The organism is Parabacteroides sp. PF5-6, from assembly GCF_029504695.1.
Lineage (GTDB): Bacteria > Bacteroidota > Bacteroidia > Bacteroidales > Tannerellaceae > QVMG01.
Map to the genome: position 1 here is coordinate 380,795 of NZ_JAQFIN010000003.1, position 19,193 is coordinate 399,987.

The window sequence follows — 19,193 nt, forward strand, 5'->3', positions numbered from 1 at the left end:
TTTTATTTGATAACCTAATATAATCTGTATCATGAACAACCCAATTTGGCTGATGACATCAGCCTTTAAACGCTATTCTCTCGATGAGATTATTCAGAAAGCAAAAGAAGTAGGTTCGCAGGGACTGGAAATATGCGTATTTCCTAATGACGGCTCCCGCAGCGACCATGTGGCAACGCATTTGGATTACGATCATTTTGGTCCCGAACAGGCCAAAAAACTACTTGAACAGTTCAACCGCGAAGGTCTTCGCTTCTCTATCGGCTCGTACGAAAACCTGATCGGAGGCGATCCGCAGGAAAGAGTAAAAAATCAGAATCACCTGTTGAAGCTTATCCGTATTGCTCACCTCTGCGGGGGGAGTAAGCAGGATATCAATGTGGGCACGTTCGTCGGTTACAACGATGAGTTGGGCGTGCAGGACGGAGGTTTCGAGAAAAACCTGTATGAGTATAAACGGATATTCGAACCGATCATCAAGTATGCGGAAGACCTGGGCGTGACGATCACTTACGAGAACTGCCCGATGGAAGGTTGGCGCGCGAAGTCCTGGCCTTTTACCTTCAATAACCTGCCGGGCACCCTGGCTGCCCGTAAGCTGATGTACACGCTTATCCCAAGTAAGGCGCACGGCGAGACGTACGATCCGTCCCACGACGTATGGCAACATATCAATCCCTGCGATGTGATCCGCCATACCGACCTCAGCCGCTTGCACCGGGTGCATGTCAAAGCCACCCGCAACCTGAACAATGCCAGTAGCATCTATTGGGGAGCGATGTATCCCAAACAGTATGTGAATCCGGAGTTAGCCCAAGCAGCCGGCATCCCGAATGTGGCACACGACTGGGACCGCCATCCGTATGAAGCGATGCTTCCCGGCTTTGGCGGCAACGACAGTATGGACTGGCGGGCATTCCTTGAAACATTGATGGAGGTAGGCTTTGATAAGCCGTTTGTGATTGAGAACGAAGCCGCCAATTCGGCGCATACCGGGAATATCGGGGCGACGATGCAAGGCTTCCGGGCGGCTACGCTTTGCCTCTCGCCTATTGTCTGGCCTTTGAAAGAAGAGGTGGGGTATCAGTATCAAAATAATCTGCCGGACTATGAAACTGGGGAGGTGAGGGATGTGCCTGTGGTGACGATGAGGGAGCTATTAGGGTAGTTAGGAGCTCATAGGAACTCATAGGAATTCATAGGAGCTCATAAGTCATAGGAACTCATAAGTCATAGGAACTCATAAGAACTCATAGGAAAGAATCCGTTGGGCCTTTCCTATGAGTTCCTATGAGTTCTTATGAGTTCTTATGAGTTCTTAAGTCCCCCTCTCCCTCACTTCACCAACACCTTCGTCGCCTTTTTCCCTTCGACCGCCACGACAGCTACGCCGGCCGGAACAGCAACTGTCACTTCATCCCGTTGGAGTCGTTGTTTCACTAAGATTTGTCCTAAAGGATTACTGATCGAGACAGTTTTCCCTTGTGCGCCTTTGATGGTGACTGTTCCGTAATCGGCCGTGATCCGTATCGTCGCCGGATTCAGTCCGGCATTCGGAACGGGGCTGTTTTCGGTATATTCCAAGTTGAATTTTTCCGCTTCGCTGATAATCGCCGACTTAACCGTCGTATCGACAATCACCGGCACGCCATTCTGTATCTTTATCCATTGTCCTTCGCGTGAAGCGATCTCCTTCCCACAAGACTCGATCAGGAAATCACCGTCGGGCTCATCGCTGTTCAACAAACGGAAAGAGAAAAGCACAGGACTATACACCCCTTCGCCCTTTTCGTCTACGTCAACGATATTGATCCGGTTTGCCTTCGGATCATCCTTGGCCGAGCTTTGAAGCACCACCACTGTGTCGCCATAGATCTTCCCTTCCACAAAAGCCAGGCGGGCGTAATCATTCCATTTGAAAAGATCAGTTCGGGTTGGATTGCCTTCGTAGTGTTCGATCGAATCGGTCAGGTTGACCAGGAAACGGGCGGTTGTAAATCCAACTTCTATCTTTGAATGCGTACAATCCGGGTCCTGACATTCGGGGCAAAGATATTCGGTTCCTTCCGTTACCGATTTCCCCAGCATGACCAGGTATTGAGGCATGATCTTGCCTCGCGTGTACTTCACCAGCATCGCCGTATTCTTCTCATCCCCTTTTCCTTCTACACCGAGGTAATTCATTCCCTTTCCTCGGGAATATTCACTGTTGGCATCCTCATACAGACGCTCCGCCGGATTGTTTACACGGAAAAAATTCACCACCCATTCCGCATTCGTCCCACTGCGTGTCATCCGGAGGTTGAACTGGGCAAATACATGGGTTCCCGACATCAACAGGGCAGTCGCAAGTACAAAAAACTTCTTATTCATACAAATATATAATTAGTAATCCACACAAAAATAGCCATATCTTTTGGCTTACCAATTAACATCCCGAAAAAGAACAAAAAATCCACATGAATACGTTTTGATATTTATACCTTTGCGCCGGAAATTCGTTTGATAACAACTATTTTATCTAATAATAACAGAATATGAAAAGAATTATCGGACTCTTATTTTTAGCGGCAGCCTTTGCCTGCACCCAGCCAAAGGATATGCAAATCACGGTAAACAATCCGCTGGCACTGGACAGGGAAAATGAAGTGATAGAACTCCCGGCGGAGACCGTATCGGCGATCAAAGCGAAGTATGGCGACCAGTTTATCATCACGGACAGTAACGAAAAAGAAGTAACCTACCAGCTGACTTACGACAGTCAACTGCTCCTGCCCGCTTCGGTGCCGGCTAATGGGAACACCGTCTACACGATAAAAAGCGGAACGCCCCAGACATACGCAACCATTACCTGTGGGAAACATTATCCGGAAAGGGTAGACGATATTGCCTGGGAAAACGACCGCACGGCGTTCCGCACCTACGGACCGGCGCTGCAGGCTACGGGCGAGCGTGCTTTCGGATACGATGTGTGGACCAAACGAGTGTCGCATCCGGTCGTCGAAGCGCGTTATGCCAAGGAATTAAACCCGGAAACCTTACAGAAGATCGCCGAACTGCGGAAAACCGATCCGAAGGCGGCACAGGAATTAGCCGCTTCGGTGTCTTATCATAACGACCATGGCGACGGCTTGGATTATTATTCCGTAGGCCCGACTTTGGGAGGAGGAACGGCTGCCCTGATGGTCGACGGCGAGATTGTGTATCCCTATTGTTACAAGACCTACGAGATCCTCGACAACGGTCCTTTGCGCTTCACGGTGTCATTGACCTATAATCCGCTGACTATCCGGGAGAACGACAAGGTGATCGAAAACCGCCTGCTGTCGCTCGATGCCGGTTCGCAACTGAATAAGGTAACGATCATTTACAAGAACCTGGCGGAAACCACACCGGTGGCAACCGGTTTGGTATTGCACGAACCCAGCGATGTGTATAAGGCGGATGCCGAAAAAGGATACATCGCTTACGCCGATCCGGCCGACCCGGTGAACGGACAGATCTACGTCGGTGCAGTCGTTCCCCAATCGCAGAAGCTGACCCAGGCCGGCGCCGTCTATTTCTCCGACGAAGAGAAGAAAGACCGGAAAGCCAACGGGCATGTATTAGCCATCAGCGACTACAACCCCAACGACAAATACACCTACTACTTCGGGGGTGGCTGGAGCAAATGGGGATTCCAGACACCGGACGACTGGTTTACCTACATCGAGCGGTACGCCGAGAAAGTAAACCACCCGCTGCAAGTAACAGTCCGGTAATTTTTTGCCGCAACCCGGAAGGAAAAACAGGAAAACAACCTTCAAAAATAAGTTAGAGGTACCTCATAATCGATTATGAGGTACCTCTAATTTTGTTTTGACGTACCTCATAATTGATTTTGAGGTACCTCTTACCAAAAAAAGCCGCTTAGTTTGCGAAAAACAGTCCCGGTTGTGCAGAAATAAGACCGTTAGAAAGAGACTTTTAAGAGTATACGGATCCCACGCTTGTCGATATTCGGATGATCGAGGTAGTTCAAACGCCAGACATAATCGATACGGATAAACTTCAGGATATTCTCTACCCCCACGCCGACTTCCATATACGGATCTTTACCCATCACATACGAACCTTCGGGAAAAGCATACAAGCCTTCGCCCCGGATAAACGGATTATTCTTATCCGTGAGGTTACCATAGAGTCCGCGGAAGGTAACGATCTCGCGCAATTGCAGTTTCTTCAACAACGGAAGACGGTTCAGGATCGTACCGTTCAGATAATACGTAAAGTCCCAGGAGACATACTCATCGTTGATAAACTCCATCGCATTCATGTTCGTGTACGATTCGGGATAGATCATATAAGAGAGGTTCGCATTGGGCAAGATCAGTAAAGGATAAGGCACTTTATTCCACACCTTACCCGCTTTGGCGATGATATCGATATAACCGAAGGGCGTCAGCCAGAAACGTTTCTGCAAACCGATATCCGTCCGGTTATAATTATAATCGGATCCCAGGAAACCTTTCAGGCCCGTGACATGGGTAAGCGTAATGACGGGATAATCCAATGTGATCGGATAGCGGTAGTTGCGTGTCTGGTAGAATGTTTCTTTGGGCGCGTAACGGAATTTGAATTCCATCTCACTCATGGTATAGGATTTGACCGGACTCAGTGCACCGTCCGCTTCGATCCGGTCGAACGCGGAGTATTCCGTAGCAAACTCTTCCATATTGCGGATCGAAGCGCCATAGCCCAATCCGTTATAATGCTCGCGGTAATACGTCAGGTCGGCTTTGCGCAGATAGGTTGCCCGCGTATCTTCCTGTCTTTTCCAGGCCAGGAAGATATTGTCCTTATTGGTGTACATATACTGCTGGCCCAACTGATTGATGTCGTAGCTCATCTCCGCACGAATGGAGTGCACGGGGAATTCCTTTCGGTATTCGGTCTTGTCGTGAAACGAATATTCCACGATCGCGTCGTATTTCATCTTCTCGTCTTTCGTTCCGTAGGCCGCAAAGCCATCGATAAAGAGACGCTTGCTGAAATTGGTCGTGGTCGTTCCTCCCACACGGAAACGCCAGCCTTCGATATTATTGGGGCTGATAAACGTATTGACCGGTCCGATCTCGAACTTACTCTTCAACGGATCTTTATGGGTCTGCACGTATCCGTTGACAAAGATCGAAACGACTTTCTCCGTCACTTTGAAGATCGGTACCGAACGAAATTGCGCCATCAACATCTCCACGGAGTTCGGATTACGCTTTTCGATCTCCGTCGGCCGCGCCTCCTCCCAGTATTCTTCCGAGCGTTTGTAGGCATCCTCGACGGTGATCACCGGCGAACTGTTCTGGAAGATCTCCTGATCCTCCGGCGGTTCGAATGAATTATTCTGATAGACGATTGTTCGTCGGGCAAACATTCCGCCGGACTTCTCCGTCAATTTGAGATCCACCAGAATGTCGTTCTTCAGGATGATACGCGTGCCGTCGGGCGTACGATCGAAAGTCTGGTTGATCGTCATCCGGTCTACGAAGTTCAGGTTGATATCTTTAGGCACGTTCAACTGCGCTTGCCGCACGAAGAACGTCGAATCCAGCGTCACAAAAAGATGTCCCGTAAAACCCATCGATTCGGAGTTGTGCGGAACAAAGCCCAGGTCGACAAGCTTCTCGCCGTTCACCTCCAGCGTGTCCAACAGATAATATTTATAGAAGTCCGGCCCGATCCTCGACAGCGGACTCACAAAACGGAAAAGGAAGAGGGAGATATCGTTCTGAAAGATATCCACCTCTTTGAATACTTCATTCAAGATATTCTGCACCCCGTCGCGCGAGAAGAGCTCATCGATACCCGCCGATTTGGCGGCGTGCACCAAACGTTTCTCATTCTTCGGATCTTTGCGGTAATAGACCGTCTCCAGCTTTTCTTTCTCGGAAACCGGAAGGATCGTCTTTCCGATATCCAACGTATCGATATAGTCGATCAGGAAATCGAACCGACGCCGTTTGCCATCGCTCCGCGGCGGCTTCGGTTTATAATTATCGAGCGCAAGGATCATGCGTTCGTAATGGTCGTACCGGAAGAAGTCGTGGTTTTGCGGACTATTGAGTTCGCGGCGCTCGATCATATTGCGCACAAAGATAACCGCAGGATTATCTTTCTTGGAATATCTTTCTTTTTTGGGTTTGATGATCACTTCGCTCAATTCGATCGAGGAAGGCGCCAGTTCGATAGCGATCGTATTGGTCCGCCCGGGACGGATAGTCACTTCCTTTTCCCGGTAACCCAGATAAGAAACAATGATCGAAGTGGCATTGGTCCGTGTCGAAAAGTTATAAAGACCGTCAAGGTCGGTGGTTGTCCCGGTGGTTGTCCCTTTGAATTGGATGGAGACATACGGCAACGTTTCGCCTGTTATCGAATCAGTCACTTCGCCCCGAATAACAGTTTCCTGTCCCGAGGCGACCTTGGCAACCATCACTATCAGGCACAATAAAAAAACAATCTTTCTCCCCATCAATTAAATTTCGTCGTTAAAAACCTTGCAAAGGTATAACGATTATAGGTAAAGAAATGTTCCAAACTGCATAGATTATCGGCCTTTTTTCTACAAAATGGGGATTTTTAGGAGTTTTAAGTCTTTTAGGTCTTTAAAGTCTTTTAAGTCGTAAAAAGACCTAAAAGACCTAAAAGACCTAAAAGACCTTATCTCTTAGATTGCCCCAAACAACAACGCCGCAACCGCCGCCCCGGCCAACGGTCCGCACACCGGAACCCAGGCATATCCCCAGTCGCTACCGCCTTTGCCTTTGATGGGCAAAAGCGCATGCATGATACGAGGACCCAGGTCGCGTGCCGGATTGATCGCATAACCGGTCGGCCCGCCCAAAGCAAGTCCGATCACCCAAACCGTGAAAGACACCGGGATCGCCCCCACAGAGCCCAAACCGATCACGCCGGCATCGCCGGTCTTTGTCGAATCGAAACTACCGTCCGAGATATAAAACACGACAAACATCAAAACGAAAGTCCCCACCAACTCCGTAAAGAAGTTGATCGCCGGATTGCGGATCTCCGCATTCGTAGAGAAAACAGCTAATTTCTTCGGCGCCTCTTCCGTCGCATCAAAATGATCTTTATACACCAGCCACACCAACAGCGCGCCTAAAGCAGCACCCAGCATCTGCGCCAGGATATAGCCTCCTACGGCATTCCAGGCGAACTGCCCGGCCAATGCCAGGCCGAAGGTAACGGCAGGATTCAGGTGAGCACCGCTATACGGCCCGGCCACCACCACACCGATAAAGACGCCCATCGCCCAGGCGGTGGTAATCACCATCCAACCGGCGCCATGACCTTTGGTTTTGGTTAATAACACATTCGCACACACGCCGGCTCCCATAAGGATCAGCAACATCGTTCCTAAAAGTTCAGCAATAAAAGGATTCATGGTATTTGTTTTAAATTATGAATTATGAATTATGAATTATGAGAATAAACTACGAGCTTCCCTGGTCTCATAATTCATCACTCATAATTCATAATTCTCTTATTTACTCCGCCCAATGGAGTGTACGCCCCACGGCTTTATGCCATTCGGAAAGGAAATGGGTAGCCTGCGTTTCTTCCATTTGGGCCGCAAAGAGTTTGTCTTTGCTCCATTGTTGTTTGAGCTCTTCGATATTCTCCCAGTAACCGACAGCCAGTCCGGCCATGTAAGCAGCGCCCAAAGCGGTCGTCTCCAGGATCTTCGGACGGACAACCGGACAACGGGTAATATCGGCCTGGAACTGAAGCAGGAAGTTATTGGCTACCGCACCTCCGTCGACACGCACCTCTTTCGGTTTGGCACCGATATCGTTCTCCATGGCAGTAAGCACATCATAGACCTGATAGCAGATCCCTTCCAGGGTGGCACGGGCAATATGCGAAGCCGTCGTCCCCCGGGTAATGCCCAGGATCGCTCCCCGCGCATACTGATCCCAGTAGGGAGCACCCAGTCCGGTGAGTGCCGGAACAAAATAAACCCCGCCATTATCCTGCACCGCGTTGGCCATCGACTCCGAAACCGCCGCATTGGCGATCAACCCGATACCGTCACGCAGCCATTGAATAGCCGCTCCACCGACAAAGACACTGCCTTCCAGCGCATACGTCACTTTGCCGTCCAGCTTCCAGCCTATGGTTGTCAATAAATTATTTTCAGAGACGAAAGCTTTCTCTCCCGTGTTCAGAACCATGAAACAGCCGGTGCCATAGGTCGTTTTGATCATGCCGGGATCGACACAGAGCTGTCCGAACAACGCTGCCTGCTGATCGCCCACAATGCCGGAAACCGGAATACCGGTCTTGAACAATGGCGCCTTCGTCTCGCAGTAGACTTCGCTGCAACTGCGCACCTCGGGCATCATCGCGGCCGGGATCGTAAACAGTTCCAGTAGTTCTTTGTCCCATTCACAGGTATGGATATTGAATAACATCGTGCGCGAAGCATTCGTCACATCCGTGACAAAAGCTGTGCCGTGACTCAGTTTCCAGAGCAACCAGGTATCGACCGTGCCGAAACAGAGTTCACCCCGCTCCGCCCGCTCCCGGAGTCCGTCGACATGGTCCAGGATCCATTTCACCTTCGTGGCGGAGAAATAGGCATCGAGCACCAAGCCCGTCTTCTCGCGGATCATCTCGGAGTAGCCTTTCGCTTTCAGCTCCTCACAGTAATCCGCCGTACGCCGGTCTTGCCAGACGATCGCGTTATGCACCGGAAAACCGGTCTCCCGGTCCCAGACAATAGTCGTTTCCCGCTGATTGGCAATACCGATACAGGCGATATATTCTTCGCGCACATCGGCCTTAGCCATTACCTCTTGAATAACTGTAGATTGGGTGTACCAGATCTCATTCGGGTCGTGCTCGACCCATCCCGGTTTAGGGAAATGTTGCTCGAACGGCTTCTGCGCCAACGTAACAATCTCTCCCTGATGATTAAAAAGAATGGCGCGAGACGATGTTGTCCCTTGATCTATGGCCATTACATACTTGTGCTTCACATCCATAATAGCTTTAAATTTTTCCTTTTGGATTAAGTGTCTACAAAGCTAACAAAATTATTAAATCCCGACGCCCCGGACCGATAAAAAGAGAGGGGCTTTTATTCGTCACCCACAAAACATCGGTGTTTTGCCGACAAAAGCGCAATGTTTTGTCGGCAAAAGTGCGATGTTTTATTCACGAAAGTGCAATGTTTTAATTACTTCAATGCCGGAAGCAGGTATTTCCATACCAGATTGAGCTCGGCTTGCATATCTTGCAACTGGGCGGTGATGGCGATGACGGTGTTCTTCTCGGGCAGGATCAGGATATATTGTCCACCGGCACCGTCGGCACGGTAGGAGTTGTGGCGGCTGCGCCACATCTGGTAGCCATAGCCCTGCAACCAGTCGCTGTCTTTGGGTTTCATCTTGAGATCTTCCCGCTTCGTACCGGCAGGCAGGGAGGCGATATGCGAGCGCGAAGCTTCTTCGATCCACGATTCGGGCAAGAGTTGCTGGCCGTTCCACTGGCCTTTCTGCAGGTAGAGCAATCCGAGCTTCGCCATGTCTTCGGTCTTGACATAGAGTCCCCAACCTCCGACATTCGTGCCGTTAGGACATTCCTGCCAGGTCGCGCCAACGATACCTAAGGGACGGAACAGGCGGGGATAAAGGTAGTCGATCAGTTTCTCGCCCGTCACCTGCTGGATGATGGCCGAAAGCATATAGGTTGCCAGACTGTTGTAGACATAGATCGTGCCCGGCTTGTGATCGATCGGATAGGCCAGGAAAGTCTTCACCCAGTCTTCGTTGCCCGGTTGACGCACCAGGCCGGAAGGATCCAGGTCGTGCCCGACCGACATGGTCAACAGGTGGCGGATCTCCAGTTCGCGCAGGTAAGGCGTCACCTCGGCCGGCAGTTTGTCGGGGAAGAAAGAGATCACCTTATCCGTCACCTTCAGTTTCCCTTCGGCAACGGCAAAGCCAATCGCAGAGGAGGTGAAGGTCTTACTCACCGAGTTCAGGATATGAGGTTTTTGGGCGGATTCATCCCCCAGCCAATGTTCGGCAACGACCTTGCCGTTGCGCACCACCATCACACTATGCACGCCCATCTGGGTTTTCTCTACCGCTTCCAGGAAACGGGTGATGCCGCGCGGATCGACCTTTTCGGCCTGGGGCGTTGAGCGGGGAAGGGATTTGGTGAGGTCGTTGTAATTGATCAATTCGATACCTTTCGTTTCAATGGCTTGTTTCACCCGGGGGCTGGTCAAGAGATCGGTCACGCCCTGGCGATCGATCGCCACATCTTCGTAACCAATATGTCCGACCGTCTGCATCTCGTCGTTATTGTAGGCCGGATGGTCGAGGAACATATAGTTCTTGCCCGCTTCCAGTTTGTCGAGCATACGAATGAAAGCCGTTTCTTTCTCCGCCGAGGTGGCTTTCGGTCCGTCGTAACCGACATAATTATAATTGTATTCCGCCATCGCATCCATGCGGTCCATCGCCGGCAGGTTGTATTCGGCAGCCAGGCGCTTAACGAGGCGCACGACCTCTTCGTCGAAGCCCGTCGAGAGCATGTGGCCGGAGAGATGGCTCGCCTGCGGAATGTTCTTCAACACGAGTTCGATCTGCGCTCGAAACTCCTGTTCGATCTCCTTCAGATTCCATTTGTTTTCCCGGATCGACTGGCCCGGATACGCCGCGTTGGCCGACATCATCGGATAGAAATAGCCGTTCGCATCGGTCAGGCTGGGACAAGGGGTCAACGGCCGCCATTTGATATTCTCCCATTCGCTGGTGATCGTCAGGTGGATACCCACATCCAATCCGGGATTTTCCTTCAGCATCTTCACCGCTTCGGGAAACCAGGGGGTGACAGCCATCACTTCGACCGATGTTTGCACACCTTCTTTATACGCCTGGATACAAGCCTCGTTCACCGCGTGAAAGGCACCCATATCATCCGAACGGATAATCAGGCGCGGCGCGGTTTGCTGGGCAATAACTTGACATACGGCAGCCGCAAGCAATAGGCTGCAAATAATTGTTCTAAGTGGTTTTCGATTCATAACGTGATTTATTTATGTAGTGAATTAAAGTCTATTTCCTTTCAACTCGATCGGGGCATCCGGCTGTCCGGTATTCGTCAGGCGGACTGTTACCCCCTCATCCGTGAAACAGCAGGAATAGTATTCGTAATGTGCTTCCGCCATATACAACAGGCAAAGCGAGAGATCGGAAGTGGTTGTCCAGCTTCCGTAGCCACTGACGGTGAAAGGCGCAAGCCTGTCGGGCGTTCGCCGCTTACTGAGGAAATAAGGACCCGGCTTTGTGGTTTCGCCATAACGCCAACGGTCCCATCCGAACAGGAATTCATGGGATTCATTGCTTTTCACCAAAGTCAGGCGGCAATCGCCATCCGGTTGATAATCGAATGTCATCTTTTCTATTCCCAACGTATTGGGTTCCATCTGATAGGTCTGCTGCATATCCTTGCGGGGAGAAAGCTCATCGGGCGTGATCGACGGACGTTTCAACTCCAACGCAGAGACACGGCTACCGAACATCTCGGTGGTCATCGGGTCGCTATTCAGGTTGTTCGGGAAGATCACCGCATCCAGATGCTCCCACATCAGCTCGAGCAGCGTATGTATATTGGCGACATTGGCAGTCGTAACAATCACCGCTTCTTTTTCCGGGATAACGACAATCAACTGGCCCCGTGCCCCATCGGCGCGGTACGCATCGTGTGTACAGATCCAGAGCTGGTAGCCATATCCCTGCGCGCCTTCATCGTTTGCATTCGCTTCCGGGCTACGGTCCGGGCGTTGGTAGATCTGTGCCGTGGTCGCCTCTTCAATCCAGGATTCGGGGAGCAACTGCTGCCCGTTCCATTTCCCTTTCTGCAGGTAGAACTGGCCGATCTTTGCCATATCTGCGGTTTTCAGGCGCAGGCCTCCGCCACCCAGGGTGACTCCGTCGGGCGTACTCTCCCATTGAATATCACGGATCCCCAGAGGTTCGAAAAAGCGGGGCGTCAGATACGCCATGGTCGTTTCGCCGGTCACCTTCTCCAGGATAGCCGACAGCATATAAGAGGCATTCGAATCGTAATGGAAACGGGTTCCCGGCTCGTACTTGATCGGAGTAGCCAGAATAGTGCGCGCCCAGTTCGGTTCGTCACGGGTCAATACCGGTAGCTTGTCCATGCCTACGGCCATCGTCAATAGATGTTTCACCGTCAGTTTCTCCAACTCGGGAGAGATCTCCGCCGGCAAATCCTCCGGAAAGAAAGAAATGACCTTATCGTCGACCGACAACAGGTTTTCCTGTACCGCAAAACCGATCGCCGTCGAGGTGGCCGTCTTACTCATCGAATGCATGATATGCGTGATATCCCTTTTGTAAGGATACCACCAGGCTTCAGAAATCACCTTGCCATGGCGCAACATCATGAAACTATGTATCTCAAGATCTTTATCTTCAATAGCTTCCAGGAAACGCACAATACCTTCCGTGGCCACTCCCTGGGCTTCGGGCGTGCTCCGCGGCAGACCATCGCCTTTTCCACTGGAGGGAGGCGTCACCCGATTGCACGACATGAACACACTCACTCCCACTAATACACTACACACTACACGAATCATTCTACTTTCCATATCACACTTTCTCCTAATTGCTTTACGCTTCGCAAAGCGAATGTTGTTCATAATTGCTTTACGCTTCGCAAAGCGAATGTTGTTCATAATTGCTTTACGCCTTCGGCTAAGCGATTTCTGCTTCGCTCCAATTCATAATTCATAATTACCTTACAGCGCCAACTCAAAAACCTTTTCCCCCTTGCCATTCAAGACACGCAAGGTCATCGCATCCCCTTTCTTCTGCAACACCATCACCGTGGCCGTATCCAAACGCTGGCTACCGCCCACGACAACCGGGAAGTGATTTCCCGCTTCCCCTTTGGGTATATAATCATAGCGATGGGTATGCGCACTGATATTCACATCGAAAGGCGCCTTCGCCAAGAGGTCTCCCCAGAGGTCGAACGACGGCTGATAGCGCGCCGGACGTTTACTGTACAAAGGAATATGATTGACCAATACCTTTTTTCGGGCTTGCTTGAAGGCCGCACTGTTCAGTTCTTCCTGAAGAAATCCGACCTGATCCTGCCGCAATTGGGTGAAATCGTTTAGTCCGTAATACACCCAGGTGGTATCCGGTTTGTCTTCGCCGCAATCCAGCATCACAAAACGGGTATCGCCCCAGTTGAACGCGCCGTAGGTCTTATCGCCCACATAGTCGAACAGTTCGCGCAGGCCGATGGAATAGGCGTTCCGGATCTCATGGTTGCCCCGAAGGTAAAAGACCGGATGGCTCGAAGCACCGACTTTCCGGCATTGCATCGCGATATGGAGAAGCGCCTCTTCTTCGTTCGCCGGATCATCGATGCAGTCGCCATTGAAGAAAACAAAATCGTAAGGGATATCTTTCACCAAGTCGTACAGGCCATTCAATGTGGCTTCCTGTTTATGGAGGTCATTAAATATCAACGCCGTAAAGTCCCGGGTATCTGCCGCCGGCAAAGTGAAGGAATAAAAAGGCGAAACGGCGGTCTCACCAAATACTTTTTTGTAGGCCTGATACAACAGGATCTCCTGCGAATGGACGCGGTAGTAATAGGTTTGCCCGGGCGTCAGGCCTTCGATACGGATCTTATTGTGCAGGTCGTTGCAGATCACCTGTCCGTCGACCAGCGTACGGGCGGTTTGCAGATATAAGGTGTCTGTGCCGTATTCCACCCAGCTATAGGTCGGCACGCGGGTTTGCCACATGACGGTAATGCCTCCGTCGACCGGGTTTTGCAGGTATGGCTCGGCATAGAAGATATCTTCTTTCGAGGCCTGGATACGCACATCGGCGATCAACGGATCGTGATCGGAGGCAACCGGCTCATCGATAATGCGCGTATGCAACGCAGTGAAAGGTGTACCTTTGGTTTTGTATCCGGCGATATAATCGATCACGCCTCTCTCTTTGCCGGCCGGCTTGGGATTGTTGAACAGAACAAAATCTTTCGTGAACGCTTCCATCACCGGAGAGTCCGGACGGGCATTCAGGTCGCCGGCAACGAAAAAGGGCTTATCCATCTTCTCCGCTTCCTGACGGATCAGCTCGACCGACGCCAGCCGATCTTCCGCGTTCAGCGAGAAATGGGTGCAGCCCATATAGTATTGTGCAAACTCTACGACCAATAACGTGCGCGCCTCTTCGCGTCCGGGCAAAGGGATCTGGTAGCTACTCAGCGGTTTTTCTTTGCTCAGCATGCCCAGGCCATACTTCCCGCCTTCGTGTGGGATAGCCGGAGCAAAGACCGGAAACATCAGGGTTTTGTCGGCCAGGATGCGCAACATATCGATCTGCCCCGTGCGCTGCGTCATGCTGTCCAGCTCCTGAACGGCGACCACATCGGGCGCTTCCCGGTTGATAATATCCGCGATACGTTGCAGATCCAATACTTTGTCTGTGCCTTCGCCGTGATGCACGTTGTAACTCATAATACGGTAAGTATTATGCGCGGCATCACCCAGGCGCTGTGCCTTTGCCGGGGAAAAGGGACTAAGGAATAATGCGATGGCACCAAAAAATAAGAGTTGTTTCATGATATAATTATTTAGATCGTTAATTTTAGGAGTGTTAGGCCTTTTAAGTCTTTTAGGTCTTTTAGGTCTTTTAAGTCTAAAGCTCCTAAAAGACCTAAAAGACTTAAAAGACCTTAAACTCCTTACCCCCCTTCAAAAGCCTCCCTCAAGCTCTGCTCAAACCGCGCAATATCCTCTCCCGTCGTATCCCAGGAAGTAACCAGCCGGGCCTCGTTGCATTCTTCGTTCCACATATAAAAGAAATACTCTTCCTGCAATTTCTTTAGCGGTTCCGTGGGAATAGTGAAAAACAACTGGTTGGACTCAACCTTTTGCGTAAACCGGATCTGTGGATAAAGGCTTAACGCTTCCGCCAGCTTCCGGGCACTGATATTCGCGCGCATGGCATTCTCCAGCCAGAGGTTATTCTCAAGGTAAGGCACGAACTGTGCCGAGAGATAACGCATCTTGGAAGCCAACTGCGCGGATTGCTTGCGATAATACTGCAGGTCTTCGGCGATCTCCGGGCGGAAAGCGATCACTGCCTCACCCATCATCATGCCGTTCTTCGTGCCGCCGAAACTCAGGATATCCACACCGGCATCGACTGTCAACTGCTTCATCGTACAGTTCAGGTACGCACAGGCATTCGCCAGGCGCGCGCCGTCCATATGCAGATACATATCGTGTGCATGCAACAGATCGGCAATCGCTTTGACCTCTTCAATCGTATAAATCGTTCCCATCTCCGACACCTGGGAGATATACGCCACCTTGGGCTGGGAATGATGGCAGACGCCGAAATTATGCAAACGCGGCCGGATCAGTTCGGGCGTCAGCTTGCCGTCGGGCGTCGGGATAGCCGTCACCGCGCAACCGCTCATCTTGGCCGGCGCACCACACTCATCGACATAGATATGTGCCGTCTCCGCACAAAGAATACTATGGAATGGACGGGTAACCGCCTGCAACGCCACCGAATTGGCTCCCGTTCCGTTGAACACAAAATAAGGCTCAGCCGCCGGACCGAATACCTCCTTGATCTTTATCGTCGCTTCGATCGTCCAGGGATCGTCGCCATAACCGACCGCATGATCCTGGTTCGCCCGAACCACCGCTTCCATCACCAAGGGATGCACCCCCGAATTATTATCGCTTGCAAAACTTCTCATACCTGTATTTTTGTAGCCAAAAATACACAAAAAATTATTCATGCCGCGACTTCCTGAATATAAAGAAGTTAAATCATTTTTCCGACCCACTATTCACTTGTTGATAATTATCAACAGATTTGTTGATAATTGTCAACAGATCTGTTGATAGTTATCAACAAATTTGTTGACGGTTATCAACAAATAAATACTCCCGGCAAAAAACAGTTAAACTCGCATAGGAATGAAGGACAAGAAGCGCTGAAAGCGCGAAAGATTTGCTTTCGCGCTTTCAGCGCTTCGTTGCGTGTAGCTGTGTCCGACCCAGGGTGGCGCAGAGTTTCACTCTGCTGACCCCGGGCTGGGCGCTGACGCGCTTTCAGCGCTCGCTGTCCCTACAGGACGATCGCCAAAAATATGTGTAGAAAAGTAATTGAAAAAACTTTAGGAGGTTTAATCTTTTCGGAAATCTTTCAGGACGACCTGGAGTTCCTGGCGGGCAAAGTAGATGCGGCTTTTGATTGTGCCTAAAGGCAGGTTCAGTTTCTCGGCAATTTCATTGTATTTATAGCCACTGAGGAAGAGCGAGAAAGGAATGCGTAATTCGTTGTTCAGCTTTTCGATCGCTCCGGTGATTTCCTGGATCTGGAAAGAGCCGTCGGGCGAGTCAAAGCCGGAATCATTTAAGATATCCAGATTGTAGACATCGATATTCTGGTCGATCACCGTTTGAGTTCGCACTACCCGGTGATAGTTATTGATAAAGATATTGCGCATAACGGTCAAGACCCAACCTTTAAAATTCACATTGTCGACAAATTTCTCCTGATTGTTCAACACCTTTAAGGTTGTGTCCTGCATCAGATCCTGGGCATCATCACGGTTGGCTGTCAGCATTAACGCAAAATTCATCATGTTTTCTTGCATGGCCAATAATTTTTTCTGAAATTGCAACGCATTCATAATTCCTTTTTTATTTGGTTAGCTAAATTGAAGCGGGAAAGCCGAAATGACATTCGCTTGGCGAAGCGTAAAGCAATGCAATACCAAGCCTGCTTGAGTCATATTGAGGCGTATCCTATCTTCTACAAATATAAAAATAAAAAGGAACGCTGATGCCTTGTTTTGAAAATATTAATATTTATAATTACAAGTTTTATTTTAATTCTTAAATAGGTTAAAAACACGTATAATTTGCAACCTCTTCAAGTGGCCAAAGATAAAATAAACAACAAAGTGATTACTTTATACAACTAAATATACACATTGAAATTCAATGAAAGCAAAGAAAACAACCCCCATTATCATCCTTGGATTTCTCTTTTCAATCTGTTTTTGTCTATCCGGGAAAAACTTGTCAACAAATGATAAAAAGGTATATATTATCGATATCAAGAAAGAGATCGACAACACCACCAAACTCTACCTACAGAACGGTCTGGCGGAGGCGCAACAGGTCCATGCCGACGCGGTACTCATTCACATGAATACGTACGGGGGGCTGTTGGAAGCGGCCGACTCCATGCGGACGGCTATCTTATACAACCCTATCCCGGTTTATGTTTTCATCGACAACAACGCCGCCTCTGCCGGCGCTTTGATCTCCATTGCTTGCAAAAAGATCTACATGCGCAAAGGCGCGAATATCGGAGCGGCGTCGGTTGTGAACCAGACCGGCGAGATCTTACCCGATAAGTATCAGTCGTATATGCGCTCGATGATCCGTTCGACGGCCGAAGCGCACGGCAAGGACACGCTCATCCAGCGCGGGGATACGATTTATAAATGGAAGCGCGACCCCTTGATTGCAGAGGCCATGGTCGACGAGCGCACGGTGGTCCCCCAGGTGAGTGATAGCGGCAAGGTGCTGACCTTTACGGCCGAGGAGGCTTTGCAATGGGGCTATTGCGATGGGATCGCGGAGACGACCGATGAAGTCATCCGCAAACATCTGGGTTTTGAAACGTATGTGATCGAGAAATACGTTCCTTCCTGGTACGATAACCTGAAAGGTTTTCTGATGAGTCCGGTCTTTCAATCACTCTTGATACTAATCATTATCGGCGGTATTTATTTTGAATTACAAACGCCCGGCGTAGGATTCCCTTCAATCGCCGCAATAGCTGCCGCCGTTTTATATTTCGCTCCGCTCTACATTGACGGGCTGGCTCAAAACTGGGAAATCCTGTTATTCATTATCGGTATAATCCTTATCCTCTTGGAGATATTCGTTATTCCCGGATTTGGCGTGCCCGGAATTGCCGGTATCACATTGGTTATCGGCGGGCTGACCATGAGTCTGATCGACAATTTCTACTTTGACTTCGAAGGTGTATCAAGTGCGCAAACGGGCAAAGCCGCGCTCACCGTTCTGGTCGGCATTGGGCTTAGTTTCATCCTGATGTTGTGGCTTTCCAACCATATCGGCCGGAAGAACGGCCTGTTCCGCAAGGTGGCCCTGCATAGCGACCTGGAAGATTCGGTTTCCGCGCCCGCCTATAATAATATGGTAGGGAAAGAAGGCCGGGCAGCGACTGTTTTGCGTCCGTCGGGCAAGGTGGAGATCGAAGGCGAATACTACGATGGCATCTCCGACTCCGGTTTTATCGAAAAAGGGGCAAAGGTGAGAGTGATCCGCTATGAGAATGCCCAGGTGTACGTCACTTCAATCTAAGGGGTCCGGCGGCAGTAGAGGATGCGCTTGTCGACCACCGCGTATTGCAGGGCGCCGATAGCCATCAGGTCGCTCAGGATATTCCGTGCGGTGAAATAGTTGATGCGTCCGATCCGGCAAAACTGGTTCGCATTGATGTAGGTATGGGTATCCAGCCAGTCGAACAGGCGCTCCACCGGTTTATTGATCTTCAATAGGATCCCTTTGGATTCCTGCTCTTTCTGCCAGGAAAATATCAGGATCTCGTTGGCCAGGATATTCTCATCGTTCACCCGGATATAGGCTTTATACTTATCGTCCTTATCGGGCGCCGCATGCGGTTTGTCCGGGCTCGGGGCGATATAGACTTCCAATACGGTCTTGCCCTGGATATCCCAGCGCTTGGCTTCGAAAGGTACGGGCGGACGGGTGTACATTGTCGAGGCCGCTTCGATCATATAATATTCTTCTTCGCTGCGCACGCCGGCGATCACGCCGTTGTCTTTCACCCCGATCAACAGCCTTCCGCCGTCGGTATTGGCAAAAGCGCTCAGTGTCCGCGCGATCTTCTTGCTGTCGCTGACTTCAAATTTAAAATCAAGTTGTTGATGTTCACCCTGACTAATCAGTTCTTCTATGGGATGTTTCTTCTTCACGCCGGGCTTCTTGTTTCGTGTACAAAATTAAAAGAAATAACTAACTTTGGCAAGCAAAAACAACAGAG

The 19,193-nt window shown here is 50.3% G+C and carries 13 protein-coding genes; 3 read left to right on the forward strand and 10 right to left on the reverse strand.

Annotated features, from left to right (window positions below; genetic code table 11):
• Positions 1-31 precede the first annotated feature (31 nt).
• Positions 32-1,168 carry a sugar phosphate isomerase/epimerase gene (locus M2133_RS05765; protein WP_277465047.1) on the forward strand — a complete coding sequence of 379 codons (1,137 nt, stop codon included), beginning with the start codon at positions 32-34 and terminating at the stop codon, positions 1,166-1,168.
• 167 nt (positions 1,169-1,335) lie between these two features.
• Here the strand turns inward: M2133_RS05765 and M2133_RS05770 are convergent, their stop codons facing one another.
• Complete coding sequence (locus M2133_RS05770; RefSeq protein WP_277465048.1) at positions 1,336-2,373, reverse strand: DUF6383 domain-containing protein; 1,038 nt, start codon at positions 2,371-2,373, stop codon at positions 1,336-1,338.
• 164 nt (positions 2,374-2,537) lie between these two features.
• Between M2133_RS05770 and M2133_RS05775 the strand changes: the two genes are divergently transcribed.
• Complete coding sequence (locus M2133_RS05775; protein WP_277465049.1) at positions 2,538-3,761, forward strand: DUF4861 domain-containing protein; 1,224 nt, start codon at positions 2,538-2,540, stop codon at positions 3,759-3,761.
• Between the two features lie 191 nt (positions 3,762-3,952).
• Here M2133_RS05775 and M2133_RS05780 read toward each other — a convergent pair whose 3' ends face one another.
• The 8 genes from M2133_RS05780 to M2133_RS05815 form a co-directional block, all read right to left on the reverse strand.
• A complete protein-coding gene (locus tag M2133_RS05780) occupies positions 3,953-6,508 on the reverse strand; it encodes a DUF5686 family protein (protein ID WP_277465050.1) in 2,556 nt (851 codons plus the stop codon).
• Between the two features lie 195 nt (positions 6,509-6,703).
• Positions 6,704-7,441, reverse strand: coding sequence for an MIP/aquaporin family protein (locus M2133_RS05785; RefSeq protein ID WP_277465051.1), 738 nt, complete (start codon positions 7,439-7,441; stop codon positions 6,704-6,706).
• Between the two features lie 103 nt (positions 7,442-7,544).
• Positions 7,545-9,044: a glycerol kinase GlpK gene (gene glpK, locus M2133_RS05790; RefSeq protein ID WP_277465052.1), complete on the reverse strand. Its 1,500-nt coding sequence runs from the start codon at positions 9,042-9,044 to the stop codon at positions 7,545-7,547.
• 194 nt (positions 9,045-9,238) lie between these two features.
• Entirely contained in the window at positions 9,239-11,095 is a 1,857-nt protein-coding gene (locus M2133_RS05795) for a ChbG/HpnK family deacetylase (RefSeq protein WP_277465053.1), read from the reverse strand.
• A 24-nt stretch (positions 11,096-11,119) separates the two neighbouring features.
• Entirely contained in the window at positions 11,120-12,673 is a 1,554-nt protein-coding gene (locus M2133_RS05800) for a serine hydrolase (protein ID WP_277465054.1), read from the reverse strand.
• Between the two features lie 162 nt (positions 12,674-12,835).
• Positions 12,836-14,686 carry an endonuclease/exonuclease/phosphatase family protein gene (locus tag M2133_RS05805; protein ID WP_277465056.1) on the reverse strand — a complete coding sequence of 617 codons (1,851 nt, stop codon included), beginning with the start codon at positions 14,684-14,686 and terminating at the stop codon, positions 12,836-12,838.
• Between the two features lie 122 nt (positions 14,687-14,808).
• Positions 14,809-15,837, reverse strand: coding sequence for a low specificity L-threonine aldolase (locus M2133_RS05810; RefSeq protein ID WP_277465057.1), 1,029 nt, complete (start codon positions 15,835-15,837; stop codon positions 14,809-14,811).
• A 432-nt stretch (positions 15,838-16,269) separates the two neighbouring features.
• Entirely contained in the window at positions 16,270-16,779 is a 510-nt protein-coding gene (locus tag M2133_RS05815) for an RNA polymerase sigma factor (RefSeq protein WP_277465058.1), read from the reverse strand.
• Between the two features lie 313 nt (positions 16,780-17,092).
• Here M2133_RS05815 and M2133_RS05820 point away from each other — a divergent pair, with 313 nt between their 5' ends.
• Entirely contained in the window at positions 17,093-18,490 is a 1,398-nt protein-coding gene (locus M2133_RS05820; protein WP_346843233.1) for an NfeD family protein, read from the forward strand.
• On the opposite strand, the gene M2133_RS05825 is transcribed toward M2133_RS05820, so the two are convergent.
• Positions 18,487-19,125 carry an ATP-binding protein gene (locus M2133_RS05825; RefSeq protein WP_277465060.1) on the reverse strand — a complete coding sequence of 213 codons (639 nt, stop codon included), beginning with the start codon at positions 19,123-19,125 and terminating at the stop codon, positions 18,487-18,489. The genes M2133_RS05820 and M2133_RS05825 overlap by 4 nt on opposite strands.
• Between the last annotated feature and the right edge of the window lie 68 nt (positions 19,126-19,193).

Coding starts and splice junctions, on each gene's coding strand:
- M2133_RS05765 (WP_277465047.1), top strand. CDS start 32: ATGAACAACCCAATTTGGCTGATGACATCAGCCTTTAAACGCTATTCT.
- M2133_RS05770 (WP_277465048.1), bottom strand. CDS start 2,373: ATGAATAAGAAGTTTTTTGTACTTGCGACTGCCCTGTTGATGTCGGGA.
- M2133_RS05775 (WP_277465049.1), top strand. CDS start 2,538: ATGAAAAGAATTATCGGACTCTTATTTTTAGCGGCAGCCTTTGCCTGC.
- M2133_RS05780 (WP_277465050.1), bottom strand. CDS start 6,508: ATGGGGAGAAAGATTGTTTTTTTATTGTGCCTGATAGTGATGGTTGCC.
- M2133_RS05785 (WP_277465051.1), bottom strand. CDS start 7,441: ATGAATCCTTTTATTGCTGAACTTTTAGGAACGATGTTGCTGATCCTT.
- glpK (WP_277465052.1), bottom strand. CDS start 9,044: ATGGATGTGAAGCACAAGTATGTAATGGCCATAGATCAAGGGACAACA.
- M2133_RS05795 (WP_277465053.1), bottom strand. CDS start 11,095: ATGAATCGAAAACCACTTAGAACAATTATTTGCAGCCTATTGCTTGCG.
- M2133_RS05800 (WP_277465054.1), bottom strand. CDS start 12,673: ATGATTCGTGTAGTGTGTAGTGTATTAGTGGGAGTGAGTGTGTTCATG.
- M2133_RS05805 (WP_277465056.1), bottom strand. CDS start 14,686: ATGAAACAACTCTTATTTTTTGGTGCCATCGCATTATTCCTTAGTCCC.
- M2133_RS05810 (WP_277465057.1), bottom strand. CDS start 15,837: ATGAGAAGTTTTGCAAGCGATAATAATTCGGGGGTGCATCCCTTGGTG.
- M2133_RS05815 (WP_277465058.1), bottom strand. CDS start 16,779: ATGAATGCGTTGCAATTTCAGAAAAAATTATTGGCCATGCAAGAAAAC.
- M2133_RS05820 (WP_346843233.1), top strand. CDS start 17,093: ATGAAAGCAAAGAAAACAACCCCCATTATCATCCTTGGATTTCTCTTT.